Origin of the sequence: Corynebacterium sp. CMW7794 (assembly GCF_001563605.1) — a bacterium.
Classification (GTDB): Bacteria; Actinomycetota; Actinomycetes; order Mycobacteriales; family Mycobacteriaceae; genus Corynebacterium; species Corynebacterium phoceense.
Window position 1 is genome coordinate 24657 of record NZ_KQ961762.1, and the last position, 13302, is coordinate 37958.

Annotated in this window: 11 protein-coding genes and 1 pseudogene; 7 read left to right on the forward strand and 5 right to left on the reverse strand. The window is 63.4% G+C overall.

What is annotated here, in order from left to right; all coding sequences use genetic code 11:
• Positions 1-61: 61 nt before the first annotated feature.
• On the reverse strand, positions 62-1471 hold the full coding sequence (locus tag HMPREF3227_RS09465; RefSeq protein WP_066492646.1) for an aldehyde dehydrogenase family protein: 1410 nt from the start codon (positions 1469-1471) through the stop codon (positions 62-64).
• A gap of 81 nt (positions 1472-1552) precedes the next feature.
• A complete protein-coding gene (locus HMPREF3227_RS09470; RefSeq protein WP_066512496.1) occupies positions 1553-3028 on the reverse strand; it encodes an NAD-dependent succinate-semialdehyde dehydrogenase in 1476 nt (491 codons plus the stop codon).
• Positions 3029-3173: 145 nt separating this feature from the next.
• On the opposite strand from HMPREF3227_RS09470, the gene HMPREF3227_RS09475 reads away from it, so the two are divergent.
• Positions 3174-3530 (forward strand): YbaN family protein, encoded by a 357-nt coding sequence (locus HMPREF3227_RS09475; protein WP_066492649.1) that lies wholly within the window; start codon positions 3174-3176, stop codon positions 3528-3530.
• Positions 3531-3703: 173 nt separating this feature from the next.
• On the opposite strand, the pseudogene HMPREF3227_RS13015 reads toward HMPREF3227_RS09475, so the two are convergent.
• Positions 3704-3928, reverse strand: a pseudogene (locus tag HMPREF3227_RS13015) (ABC transporter ATP-binding protein); the annotation flags it as partial.
• Between the two features lie 126 nt (positions 3929-4054).
• Complete coding sequence (locus tag HMPREF3227_RS09480; RefSeq protein ID WP_066512499.1) at positions 4055-4645, reverse strand: hypothetical protein; 591 nt, start codon at positions 4643-4645, stop codon at positions 4055-4057.
• Between the two features lie 446 nt (positions 4646-5091).
• Between HMPREF3227_RS09480 and HMPREF3227_RS09485 the strand changes: the two genes are divergently transcribed.
• Genes HMPREF3227_RS09485 through trpA form a run of 6 tightly spaced genes read left to right on the forward strand, consistent with a single transcriptional unit; the run spans position 5092 to position 11741 of the window.
• Positions 5092-6603 (forward strand): anthranilate synthase component 1, encoded by a 1512-nt coding sequence (locus tag HMPREF3227_RS09485; RefSeq protein WP_066512501.1) that lies wholly within the window; start codon positions 5092-5094, stop codon positions 6601-6603.
• Complete coding sequence (locus HMPREF3227_RS09490; protein WP_066492659.1) at positions 6603-7241, forward strand: anthranilate synthase component II; 639 nt, start codon at positions 6603-6605, stop codon at positions 7239-7241. Before HMPREF3227_RS09485 ends, HMPREF3227_RS09490 begins: the two co-directional genes overlap by 1 nt.
• 10 nt (positions 7242-7251) lie before the next feature.
• Entirely contained in the window at positions 7252-8277 is a 1026-nt protein-coding gene (gene trpD, locus HMPREF3227_RS09495) for an anthranilate phosphoribosyltransferase (RefSeq protein WP_066492663.1), read from the forward strand.
• Positions 8267-9673, forward strand: a complete 1407-nt coding sequence (gene trpCF / locus HMPREF3227_RS09500) for a bifunctional indole-3-glycerol-phosphate synthase TrpC/phosphoribosylanthranilate isomerase TrpF (protein ID WP_066512503.1) — start codon at positions 8267-8269, stop codon at positions 9671-9673. The genes trpD and trpCF overlap by 11 nt, the downstream gene beginning before the upstream one ends.
• Positions 9674-9687: 14 nt before the next feature.
• A complete protein-coding gene (gene trpB / locus HMPREF3227_RS09505; RefSeq protein WP_066512507.1) occupies positions 9688-10896 on the forward strand; it encodes a tryptophan synthase subunit beta in 1209 nt (402 codons plus the stop codon).
• A 2-nt stretch (positions 10897-10898) separates the two neighbouring features.
• Positions 10899-11741 carry a tryptophan synthase subunit alpha gene (trpA, locus tag HMPREF3227_RS09510; protein WP_066512514.1) on the forward strand — a complete coding sequence of 281 codons (843 nt, stop codon included), beginning with the start codon at positions 10899-10901 and terminating at the stop codon, positions 11739-11741.
• Positions 11742-12071: 330 nt separating this feature from the next.
• On the opposite strand, the gene HMPREF3227_RS09520 is transcribed toward trpA, so the two are convergent.
• Positions 12072-13292, reverse strand: a complete 1221-nt coding sequence (locus HMPREF3227_RS09520) for a dicarboxylate/amino acid:cation symporter (RefSeq protein WP_066512520.1) — start codon at positions 13290-13292, stop codon at positions 12072-12074.
• Positions 13293-13302: the final 10 nt, after the last annotated feature.

Below are 13302 nucleotides of genomic sequence, written 5' to 3' on the forward strand. Positions count from 1 at the left end.
GTCAGTGATGGATGAGTGATCGGGAGTGATGGATGAGTGATCGGGAGTGATCGGTGCGCGGCTAGCCGTTGATGATGTGCGGGTAGGCGAGGCCCTTGAGACCCTCGGTGCCGAACTCGACGCCGTAGCCGGAGGACTTGATGCCGCCGAAGGGGACGCGGGGGTCGACGCCGCCGTGGCCGTTGATCCACGTGGTGCCGGCCTCGAGGCGTGCGGCGACTTCGCGAGCGCGGTCGCGGTCCGAGGACCAGACCGAAGAGCCGAGGCCAACGTCGAGCTTGTTGGCCTGCTCGATGGCCCAGTCAAGGTCGGTGTACTTGATGATCGGCAGGGCTGGGCCGAACTGCTCCTCGATCACGAGCGGGTTGTCCGGGTCGATATCTGCGACGAGCGTAGTGGGGTAGAAGTAGCCCGGCGCGTCGTAGTCCGGGTCGCCGCCCAACAGAACGCGGGCGCCGGAGTCCTGGGCGGACTTCACGAGTCGGTCGACGATGTCGAACTGCTGTTGGTTTTGCAGCGGGCCGAGGACGTTCTCTTCCTCAAGGCCAACGCCCATGGGGGAGGCCTTAGCGACTTCGACGAGGGCATCGCAGACGGCGTCGTAGAGGGACTCGGGCACGTAGAGACGCTTCATGGCGGCACAGGTCTGGCCGGTGTTGATGAACGCACCCCAGAAAAGGTCGCCCGCGATGGCGGCTGGGTCCGCGTCGTCGAGAACGATGCCGGCGTCGTTGCCGCCGAGCTCGAGGGTGAGGCGCTGGAGGTTCGCGGCGGAAGACTCGACGATCTTCTTACCGGTCGCCGTCGAACCGGTGAACATGATCTTGTCGATGTCCGGGTGGGAGGTCACGGCGGCGCCTACGGAGCCGTCGCCTGTAACGACCTGGAGGAGGTTCGCCGGCAGGACGTCGTTAATCACGGCCGCGAGGGCGAGGACGGAGAGCGGGGTGTACTCAGAGGGCTTGATGACGACGGCGTTGCCCATGCGCAGAGCCGGGGCGAACTGCCACGTGGTGATCATCATGGGCCAGTTCCACGGACCGATGGCACCTACAACGCCGAGGGGACGGTAGTGGACCGTCGCGGTGATGTCGTCATCGACGGCGGTGTAGTCGGGGGACTCGAAGGAGGCGGTGGCACGCAGCCACGCGGCGCAGGCACCTACCTCAAAGCGGGCGTTAGGACCGTTGAGCGGCTTGCCCTGCTCACGGGAGAGGAGCTCGGCGAGGGGCTCGGCGGCGGCCTCGACGGCATCGGCAGCTTTGAGCAGGAGCTCGCACCGCTCCTCATCCTTGAGGGCAGCGAAGTCTTTCTGGGCAACGCGCGCGGTCGCAACGGCGTGGTCGAGGTCCGCGACGGTGCCGACGGTGTAGGTGCCGATAAGCTCGCCGGTCGCCGGGTCGTGGACCGGTGACCCGCCGTCAGTGGTGACGGCAGCGAGCAGATCCGCGTAGGTGCTGAACTGAGACATAAAACCTCCTGGAGAAAGCGTGAGTCAAAATGTGACTCACGATACTACATCTCCAGGAGGTGATAGATCGTTACGCGGCGCTTAGGCGTTGGCGTAGGGGTTGCGGACGCCGATGTACTGCAGCGAGGTGTACTCGGCGATGCCCTCGGCGCCGCCTTCGCGGCCCATGCCAGACTGCTTCACGCCACCGAACGGGGCAGCGGCGTTGGAGATGACACCCGCGTTGTAGCCCATGAGGCCGAACTCCAGGCCGTCAGCGAGGCGCCACATGCGGTCAGAGTTCTCCGTGTAGACGTAAGACGCCAGGCCGAACTCCGTGTCGTTGGCGATCTCGATAGCCTCGGCCTCCGTGGAGAACGTGAGGATCGGCGCGACGGGGCCGAAGATCTCCTCCTGCGCCACGCGGGCGTCGCGGGAGACGTTGATGAGGACGGTCGGGGTGTAGAAGTAACCCACGCCCTCACCGGGCTTGCCGCCGATAAGCGCGGTGGCGCCCTTCTCAACGGCGTCGTCCACGAGCGAGGTGACATTGTCGAGAGCCTTCTTTTCGATGAGCGGGCCACAGGTAACACCCTCGTCGAGGCCGTTGCCGAGTTTGAGTTCGCCGATCTTCGCGGCGAACTTCTTCGCGAACTCGTCGGCGACGGACTCGTGGACGATGAAGCGGTTGGCCGCGGTGCAGGCCTCGCCGATGTTGCGCATCTTGGCACCCATCGCGCCTTCGACCGCCTGGTCCAGGTCGGCGTCCTCGAAGACGATGAACGGCGCGTTACCACCCAGCTCCATGGAGGTGCGCAGCACGTTGTCCGCGGCAGCCTTGAGCAGAGTCTTGCCCACCGGAGTCGAGCCAGTGAAGGAGACCTTGCGCAGGCGAGAGTCTGCCATGAGCGGCTCGGAGATGGCGGACGCAGACTTGCCGGAGACGACGTTGAGGACGCCAGCCGGAAGGCCTGCCTCAATCATGGTCTGGGCGAAGTACTGGGACGTGAGCGGCGTGAGCTTCGCCGGCTTGAGCACCATGGTGCAGCCAGCAGCCACGGCCGGGCCTACCTTGCGGGTCGCCATGGCAAGCGGGAAGTTCCACGGGGTAATGAGCAGGCACGGGCCCACCGGCTTGCGGCGAGTGACCATCTGAATGGTGCCCTCCGGCGCCGGCAAGGTAGCGCCATAGTCGCGGACGGCCTCCTCACTGAACCAGCGCAGGTACTCGGCGCCGTAGGTCACCTCGCCGTAGGCCTCGGCGAGCGGCTTGCCCATCTCCAGAGTCATGAGAGCAGCGAACTCGTCCTTGCGCTCCGTCACGAGATCGAAGGCGCGACGCAGGATGTTGGAACGCTCGCGCGGGGAGGTGCGCGCCCACTCGTCCTTGACGGCACAGGCGGCATCGAGGGCAGCCATCGCGTCATCCGAACCTGCGGACGCAAGCGTCGCAAGAGTCTCGCCAGTGGCGGGGTTCTCCACCTCGAAGGTCTCACCCGAGGCGGCGTCGCGCCATTCACCATTAATAAGGAGACCCGTAGGCACCTTTGCGAGCAGTTCGGAGACTTTTACTCCCATTGTCAGATCCTTTCTTGTGGAGAGTTATGCAGGCCACGCTACGCGGGTTTTGGGTGCCCGGATCGCATTTCCTTCGCATGGGGGCACCTGATGAGTTTCACGTGAAACATTGGATGTGAAGGGCAAGCTTAGTAAGGTAACCCTCATGCTTCGACCACTCCTGCTAGCCGCCGGCTGCGTGTCCCTTACGATGGGCGCCGTGGGCGTCGTCCTGCCCCTCATACCGACGACACCATTCCTGCTTGTCGCGGGCTTCTGTTTCGCGCGCAGCTCGGACCGCTTCCATTCGTGGCTCATGAGCCACCCTATTTTCGGCCCCTACATCCACAACTTCCGCTCGGGACAGATGTCCCGCAAAGACAAGGCACGGACAATTCCACTGCTGTGGGCGAGCATCTTGTTGTCTGCATTCCTCATCGGGAAGATGTTCGCGTGGATTCTGTTGCCCACCATTGCGGTGTGCGTGAGCATCTATATCCTCCGAATGAAAGAACCCGACTAATCGCCGTGGCTTCTCATGCCCGGCCGCCTCGTCACAGCTCCAGCCAGAACCTGGATGCTCGCGGCGGGCGGGGAGTTATGCTCCTGCAGGACGGTGCCGGAGGTTAACGCAAGGAGGGTCTGGCAGGGGCCGTCCGTGACGAGGCACAACGCCGGGGTAGGGGCATCGGAAAGCTAGTGCAACAGGGTGTGGTCAGAGACGCCCTTGATTTTTGCGGACTCCGCCATGAGGTCTTCCACGGTGAGCTGCGCCTTGGTCACGGCGTCGGCGGAGTAGATGATGCGCCCCTCGTGCATCATGATGAGGCGGTTGCCAACGCTGAGGGCCTGGGCCATGTTGTGGGTTACCATGAGCGTCGTGAGGTTGCCTTCAGCGACGATGCGGCGGGCGACATCCGTGCCAGAGACGGTGATAGTGCCCGTGTCGACGGGCAGGTGTCGACTTCCTATCGGAAGAAATACTTGTGTGAAGCGTAATTTGCTGTTGCTCGGTGGGTTTTCAGTCACATGAAAATATGTGCCCCACTAGAGGTGCTCCTCCGCCAATTCCGTAAGCTCGGCCTCAAGCTCCGCCGAGCTTTCCGATGCCCCCTGCACCGACTCCAGCGCTTCCTTCACCGTCGCCTCGGGGTGCGCGATGAGGTAGTAGAACGCCTCCACGAGGTGGCGGTAATGGTCCGCCCATTCCTCCTCGTTCTCTTCCGGAAACGTGAAGTCCTCGGTCCAGTGCAGTCCGAAGTAGCGGTATTGGGTGCCATTCACGACCTCGCGCGCGTATGTCCCCGGCAGGTGCGCGAAGCGACGGCCGGGCGCGTAGGCGCCAAAGACCGGCCTGCCGTCATCGTCGCCCACCACAAGCCAATCACTGTCGTAGTACTTCACGAGGGCCTGGCCGAGCACGAGCTCGACATCCTCGACGCTCATCTCTGGGGCGACGGCGCGAGCGAACGCGTCGACATAGGGTGCGCGCCACGGCTTGAGTCCATCGAAGCGCGGGTCGGCGGCATGGGCCGCCTCGAAGCGGGCAAAGGCTTCCTCTGCGTCGGCGCGGCGGTTGGCGAGTTCGGTAGAAAATTGGTCCTGGAGCGGAGCTAACTTTTCTGCGAGGGTGTCCATGTGGCCGAGGTTACAGAGAGCATCCCTTCAACGCCATGACACGGCAGAATACAACTGTCCTTAATTCACGACCTCATGGCAAAACCTGACGCCTCATAGTAAAAATCTGACGGTTCATAGTGAAACTTTCGAAAGACTTTTGCTATGAGAGCGGCCTCGCCAACAGAGGAGGAAGCGCCGCCGCGTGAATGAATTATGGGAAAAACCTCCCGCCCGGTGGAAGCGCGTGCTAACGTGTGTCTCATGCAACTTCTGACCAACAACACCCAGAACTGGTGGTGGCACGCGTAACGGCGGGCCGGTTGAAAGCAACCCAGAAAGTTAAGGCTCGCGTGTACGCGGGCCTTTCGTGGTTTTCATAGCCACCCGGCGCTCGCGGCGCGAACCTTTAGCTGACAAAATAAAACAAGCTACAGATATTATTTAGCCGCGAAAGGGCACTGAAAATGCCACCACTACTTGCGACAGCCACACGCGAGATTCCCTATGAGCAGGACGCTTCCCTGCTCTTCCACCGGCTGGCGACGGCGCACGACAGCCTGCTGCTCGAGGCGGCGGATATCGAGTCGAAGAAGAACGTCAACTGCATCGCCGTTCTCCAAGCAGCACTTAAGGTCACGTGCCGGGGTCAGCACGTCATTGCTACGCCCCTAACCCCAGTGGGCGACGCAATGCTGGGCCGACTCAAGGAACAACTTGCGGATCACTTCGACGGCGAGGCGTTCGTCTTCGAGCTCTCAGAGAAGGTGGACGAGCGCGAGCGTCTGCGAGACGTATCGACCGCAGCGGTGTTGCGCGCCCTGCAGCTCGATGCGGGATACTCCGACGGCATGCTGCCCTTCATCGGCGGCGGCTTCGCCTATGACTATCTCGAGACCTTCGAGAAGCTGCCGAAGGTAGGGGAGGGGCCAAACGATTACCCAGACTATGAGTTCGTCGTCGCGCAGACTCTCCTCACGGTTGATCACCTCGCGGGCACCGCGGCGCTGCATGCGGTCAACCTGACGGAAGAGGCGGCATCGGCAAGCTTGGCGGCGCTCGCGGAGACTGCGGCGAAGGATCTGGAGCCCGCGCCGAGCCGCGATCGGGTCACCGCGACCGCTTCGATCCCCGACTCAGAGTTCAGGGCAATTGTGTCACAGTTACAAAATAACGTCACAGCGGGCGACATCTATCAGGTGGTGCCGGCGCGCGCATTTTCGCTCGAGTGCCCGGATGCCTTCGCGGCCTACCGCGCGCTGCGCGAGTCGAACCCGTCGCCGTACATGTTCTACGTCCGCGGCGCGGACTACGAACTCTTCGGCGCCTCGCCAGAGTCCAACCTGAAATTCACGGCGGCGACGCGCGAGGTGCAGCTCTATCCCATCGCCGGCACGCGCCCACGCGGCCTCAACCCAGACGGCACCATCAACGACGAACTCGACATCCGCAACGAGCTTGAGATGCGCACCGACCACAAAGAGGTCGCAGAGCACACCATGCTCGTGGACCTCGCCCGCAATGACTTGGCCCGCGTGGCGGTGCCGCGGACCCGTCGCGTCGCGGACTTGCTCCAGGTGGACCGCTACTCGCGCGTCATGCACTTGGTCTCGCGCGTGACGGCGGAGCTGCACCCGGACTTCGACGCGCTCGACGCGTACCGCGCGTGCATGAACATGGGCACTCTCACCGGCGCGCCCAAGCTGCGCGCGATGGAGCTCATTCGTGAGACGGAGAAGGTACGCCGCGGTTCCTACGGCGGGGCAGTGGGGTACTTGAAGGGCGACGGCTCGATGGACAATTGCATTGTCATACGCTCGGCCTACGTCAAGAACGGGACCGCCGTGGTCCAGGCGGGAGCGGGCGTCGTGCGCGACTCCGTCCCGCAATCCGAGGCTGATGAGACGCTCCACAAGGCCTACGCGGTCTTGAGCGCCATCGCCGCCGCTCATCATGCCACGCTGGAGGTTGTGCGCTAATGACTCCACCCAAGGTCGTATTGATCGATAACCACGACTCCTTCGTCTACAACCTAGTCGACGCACTCGCCGGCTTCGACACCACGGTCTTCCGTAATACTGTCTCCGTGGACGAGATCCTGGGCGCGCGCCCGGACATCATCTGCCTGTCGCCCGGCCCCGGCCACCCGACAGAGGCGGGCTGCATGATGGAACTCATCGACACCGTCCTGGGCACGATACCACTGTTCGGCATCTGCCTCGGCTTCCAGGCACTGCTGCATCACCACGGCGGCACCGTCGAGCCCTGCGGCCCGGTGCACGGCGTCTCGCTCCCGATGACGCTCACGCCAGAGGGTGCGAAACACCCACTCTTCGAGGGGCTCACCACCGACGTGGAGCCTGACAATCCGAACTACGTGGGCACGCAGGTCCCGGTTGCGCGCTATCACTCGCTGGGCTGCACGAGCGTGCCCTCCGGCATGCGCGCGCTGGCGACCACTCGGACTGACATCGGCGACGTGGTCATGGCGGGGGAGACTCTCGACGGCATGGCGGGGGGTGTCCAGTTCCACCCCGAATCCGTGCTCACTCCTGAGGGCCCCATCATGTTGGAACGGGCCATTCACCAACTCACTACTCACACGACAAACCGATAGGACACGCATCATGACGAGCCACGACTCACTTAAGACCCTGCAGCGCTTCCTCGATATCAAAGAGCCGACGATGGAGGAGGCCATTGAGGTCTTCACTCCATTGACCGTCGGCGACTACGACGAGGTCCACATCGCGGCGTTGCTCACCTGCATCCGCACGCGCGGCGAGACCTTCGCGGACGTTGCGGGCGCGGCGAAGGCCTTCCTCAAGGCGGGCCGCCCATTCCCGATTACCGGCGAGGGTCTCATGGACACCGCTGGCACGGGCGGCGACGGCGCCAATACGATTAACATCACGACGGCCGGCTCCCTCATCGCTGCCGCCGGCGGCGTGAAGATGATCAAGCACGGCAACCGTTCGGTCTCTTCTAAGTCCGGCTCCGCGGACGTGCTCGAGGCGCTCAACATTCCGCTCGACCTTGACCCTGAGCGCGCCGTTCGCCAGTTCGAAGCCTCCAACTTCACGTTCCTCTTTGCCCCGGCATACAACCCAGCCGTCGCGCACGTGCAGCCGGTGCGCAAGGCACTGGGCGTGTCCACGCTCTTCAACACGATGGGCCCGCTGCTCTCCCCGGGCCGCCCGGAGCATCAGCTCATGGGCATCGCCAACCCGGCACAGGGCCAGCTCCTCGCCGAGGTCTTCCAGGAACTCGGCCGCAGCCGCGCCCTTGTCGCGCACGGCGCCGGCACGGACGAGATCGCCGTCCACGGCACGACGGAGTTCTGGGAGCTGCGTGACGGTGAGATCACGCACTACGCCAAGGAGCCGGAGGACCTCGGCATCGAGCGTCACGAACTCGCGGACCTCGTGGGGGGCGACGGCGAGGAGAATGCGGCGCTCATTCGTGCGGTCTTCGAGGGAACCGGAAGCCCGGCCCACCGTGACGCCATCGCGGCATCGGCAGGCGCAATGTTCTACCTCGACGGCCAGGTCGAGACCCTCAAGGAGGGCACGGAGAAGGCCCTGGGTCTACTCGCGGACGGCACGGTTGCCGCATGGTTGAAGAAGCACGAGGAGGCGAACTATGCCGAATAGTGTGCCGACAGTCCTCGAGGGCATCGTCGCGGCCCGCCGCACGCATCTGCCCGCCATCCGCGAGCGCCTCGCGGGCGTGGACCTCGAGAGCTTGCCGCGTTCCGAGCGCTCGTTCTACGACGCGCTCAATGGGACGAATCGCTTCATCATGGAGTGCAAGTCTTCGTCCCCATCGCTGGGTCTTATTCGCGAGCACTACGAGCCGGGTGCCATCGCGCGCGTCTATTCGCGGTACGCGTCCGCCATCTCGGTACTCTGCGAGCCGGAGCGCTTTGGCGGCGACTATGACCACCTGCAGACGGTGGCACTCTCCACACACCTGCCCGTGCTATGCAAGGACTTCATTATCGACCCCATCCAGGTCTACGCGGCCCGCTATTTTGGTGCGGACGCCATCCTGCTCATGATGTCCATCGTGGATGACGAGACCTACGCGGAGCTCAAGGCGCTCGCTGACAAGCTCGGTCTCGACGTCCTCACGGAAGCCATTACGGAGGAGGAGGTCGACCGCGCGGTCGCGTTCGGCGTTGACGTCATCGGCATCAACAACCGCAACCTCCACGACCTCACCATCGATCTGGGCCGCACAGCGCGCCTCGCACAGTACATCCCAGAAGGCAAAGTTGTCGTCTCCGAGTCGGGCATCCGCAACAATCAGACGGTACGCGAGCTCGGCGCCGGCGCCAATGCGTTCCTCGTCGGCTCGCAGTTGACTGGTACGCCGGACATCGACCGCGCTGCGCGGGAGCTCGTCTACGGCACAAACAAGGTCTGCGGCCTCACCACATGGAGCGCCGCCCAGGCCGCCCGTGCGGCGGGCGCGGTCTACGGCGGACTCATCTTCGAGTCCGCGTCACCGCGTAATGTTTCACGTGAAACCGCGGAAGACATCATTGCGCACGAGCCGGATCTCGCGTACGTCGCCGTCTCGCGACGCACCGAAGGATGGGAGGAACTCGCGCTCGACGGTGTGGAGGCCTTCCAGATTCACGCGCCGCTCCACAATTCGGTGGAGGAGGAGCGTGCCCTCATTGCCGCCGTTCGTGCCGCGGCAGGGGAGCGCGAGGTGTGGCGCGCCCTCGACATGACGGACCCGCGCGGGCCGCAGTTCGCGGCCCCACTCATCGAGGACGTAGACATGCTCGTCCTTGACTCCGGCAAGGGCGGCACTGGCACGCCCTTCGACTGGTCGGCGGTCCCGGATGCGGTGAAGGAGAAGGCATTGCTCGCGGGCGGCATCGGTCCAGACAATGCGATTCGCGCCCTCCACGTCCAAACCGCGGGGTTGGACATTAACTCCGGCGTCGAACGCCAGAAGGGCGTCAAGGACACCGGACTCATTGCGCGCGCCTTCGCGAAGATTCGAACTTTTAACAACGGAACCACAGAGGATTAAACGAGGATTACACAATGACAGTTTCACGTGAAACACCGACTTTGCTGCCAGCGTACTTCGGCGAGTTCGGCGGACAGTTCGTCCCCGAGTCGCTCATTCCGGCGCTTGACCAACTGGAGAAGGCTTTTGTCGACGCGCAGAACGACCCTTCGTTCCGTGCTGAATTGAAGGGCTACCTCAAGGACTACTTGGGGCGCCCGACGCCACTCACGGAGGCGACGAAACTCGGCGGGAAAGCGCGTATTTTCCTCAAGCGCGAGGATCTGGTCCACGGCGGCGCGCATAAGACGAACCAGGTGATTGGCCAGGCGCTACTCGCCAAGCGCATGGGCAAAACGCGCATCATCGCGGAGACCGGCGCCGGCCAGCATGGCACGGCCACCGCACTCGCGTGCGCGCTGCTCGACCTCGACTGCGTTATCTACATGGGCGCCAAGGACGTCGAGCGCCAGCAGCCCAACGTCTACCGCATGGAGCTCATGGGCGCGAAGGTCGTTCCGGTCGACTCCGGCTCGGGCACACTCAAGGACGCCGTGAATGAAGCACTGCGCGACTGGACGGCAACGTTCCACGAGTCACACTACCTCCTCGGCACCGCGGCGGGTCCGCACCCGTTCCCGACCATTGTGCGCGAGTTCCACCGCGTCATCTCCGAGGAAGCCAAGGCGCAGATGCTCGAGCGCACCGGCGGTCTGCCGGACCTCGTCGTCGCCTGCGTAGGCGGCGGCTCGAACGCCATCGGCATGTTCGCGGACTTCATCGACGAGGAGGGCGTCGAGCTCGTCGGCGCCGAGCCCGGGGGAGCGGGTCTCGACTCCGGCAAGCACGGCGCCACCATCAACAACGGCACGATCGGCATCCTCCACGGCGCACGCAGCTACCTCATGCGCAACGCGGACGGCCAGGTGGAGGAGTCCTACTCAATCTCCGCCGGCCTCGACTACCCGGGTGTCGGCCCGCAGCACGCCTACCTCTCACAGACGGGTCGCGCGACATACGTAGGAATCACGGACGCGGAGGCACTCGAGGCCTTCCAGATCCTGTCCCGCAAGGAAGGAATCATCCCCGCCCTCGAGTCCTCGCACGCTCTCGCGTACGCGCTCAAGCGCAAGGATGAGGACATCACTATCCTCGTCTCACTCTCTGGCCGCGGCGACAAGGACATCGCCCACGTGCGCCGCACGCTCGAGGCCCACCCGGAATACGTCTACAAGGAGGACTAATCATGGATCGCTACAGCCAACTTTTTGAGACCCTGAAGCAGCGCGGCGAAGGCGCTTTCGTCCCCTTCATCATGCTCGGCGATCCGACACCGGACGCCACTCTCACCGTCGTCCGTGCAGCGGTGGCAGGCGGTGCCGATGCCCTCGAGCTCGGCGTGCCCTTCTCCGACCCGGTCGCAGACGGCCCGACCATCCAGGCCTCCCATATCCGCGCACTCACCAACGGCGCGACCGTCGATGCCGCCATCGAGCAGATCACGCAGATCCGCGCGGAGTTCCCCGAGCTTCCCCTCGGCATGCTCATTTACGGCAACGTGCCGTTTACGCGCGGCCTCGACCGCTTCTACACGGAGTTCAAGGACGCTGGCGCTGATAGCATCTTGCTTCCCGATGTCCCCGTGCGCGAGGGCGCACCCTTCGTTGCCGCCGCAAAGAAAGCGGATATCAATCCGATCTTCATCGCCCCAGCCCGCGCGACGGAGCACACCCTCGAGGGCGTCGCCGCCAGCTCGAAGGGCTATATCTACGCGATCTCCCGCGACGGCGTGACGGGCACGGAGAAGGAGTCCGAGACTCTCGGCCTCGACGAGGTAGTCGCTAACGTCGCCCGATTCGGCGGCGCGCCGGTCCTCCTCGGCTTCGGCATCTCCACCCCGGAGCATGTCGCTGCGGCCATCAAGGCCGGCGCCGCCGGTGCCATCACTGGCTCGGCGCTCACCAAGATCATTGAGAAGCACCTCGTCACCATCGACGAGGAAGCGGGCACGACGCGCGTCGAGGATCTCGACGCGCTCGCTAAGGACGTGACGGAGTTCGTCTCCGCCATGAAGGCGGGGACGCGTTAACGACGCAGGAGGAGGACAATGTCTCCTGCCGAGGAGCTACCCTCCTCGGAGTTGTCCTTGGGGGCATCGGCAGCATTATGCAGCTTCACGGTGTTCTCTTGCGTCCCCTCCTGGGGAGTCGGCGCCAGGATGACGGGAAGCGGAACCTCATTGCTTCTCCCGAAATGTGTAAGAGTTCCGTTTCTCATCTTCTCAAAAGTTTCTTCATAAGAGAAGACGGACGGCGCATGCGTCGCGTCTTTCACGTGGGAACGCGCCTGGATAACACCTCACAGTGTCCAAGAATGACCAAAGGCCCAGCCTTTCGGCTGGGCCTCATTCTTAGTGTTGTTACTCTTCTGTGGCGGCGAGGGCGGCGCGCTCCGCCTCATCGTCGCTGATCTTCTTGCCCGCGAAGCGATCCACGATCATCGCGATGGCGCCGTCACCCGTGACGTTAGCAGCGGTACCCACGGAGTCGATCGCGATGTACGCGGCGATCATGAGCGCGACGAGGGAATCATCGAAGCCCATGTTGGACTGGAGAAGGCCAACGGCAACCATGACGGCACCGCCAGGGACGCCCGGGGCAGCGACCATCATGATGCCCAGCAGGAAGATGAATCCGAAAGCGGAACCAGCAGAGACATCCATGCCCGTAAGGAAGACGATGGCAAACGCGTAGAGCGTCAGCTTCATCATGGAACCCGAGAGGTGAATGGTGGCGCAGAGCGGGATGACGAAGCCGGCGACTGGCTTGCTGATGCCATTCTTCAAGGCCGAATCCAGCGTCACCGGAATGGAGGCAGCCGAAGATGACGTGCCCAATGCCGTAAAATAGGCCGGCGCCATGTTCTTCAGTGCAGTAAACGGGTTCTTGCCCGCGATGGCGCCCGCGACGACGTACTGGAAGATGAGGTACACGATGGTCATCACGACGGCGAGGATAAGCACCTTGGTAAACGCAACGAGGACGTCACCCAGGTTGCCGTTCATGCCCAGGGACAGGAACATGCCAAAGATGTAAATGGGCAGCAACGGGATAACAAAGCCCCAGATGACCTTGATAACAACGTTCTCGGTTTCCTTGATGACGCGATACAGATTGTCCGACTTCACCGTCGTCATGGCAACACCCACGCAGAAGCTGAGCAGGAGGGCGGTCATGACCTCAAAGGGCGCGGGCATCTCCACCGTGAAGAAGGGCTCTAAGGCGCCCTCGTCGATGTCGGAGACGTTCGTATTGATGGACTGACCTGCCAGCAAGGTGGGGTAGAGGGCCAACGACAGGCCGTAAGCAATTGCGCCAGAGAGAATGGTGGAACCATACGCAATGCCCGCGGTAATGCCCAGCCACTTACCCGCGCCGCGGCCGAGACCCGCGATGGCGGGCGCGACGAGCGCGAAGATAAGGACAGGAATAAAGAAGTTAAGGAAGTTACCGAAGAGCCCGTTGAAGGTAGCGAAGATGCGGCCGAGCCACACCGGCGCGAAGAAGCTGACGATAACGCCCAGGATGATGGCGACAATAATCTTGAAGAGAAGACTATTCGCAATGCTCTTGAGGTTCATGGCAGTACTT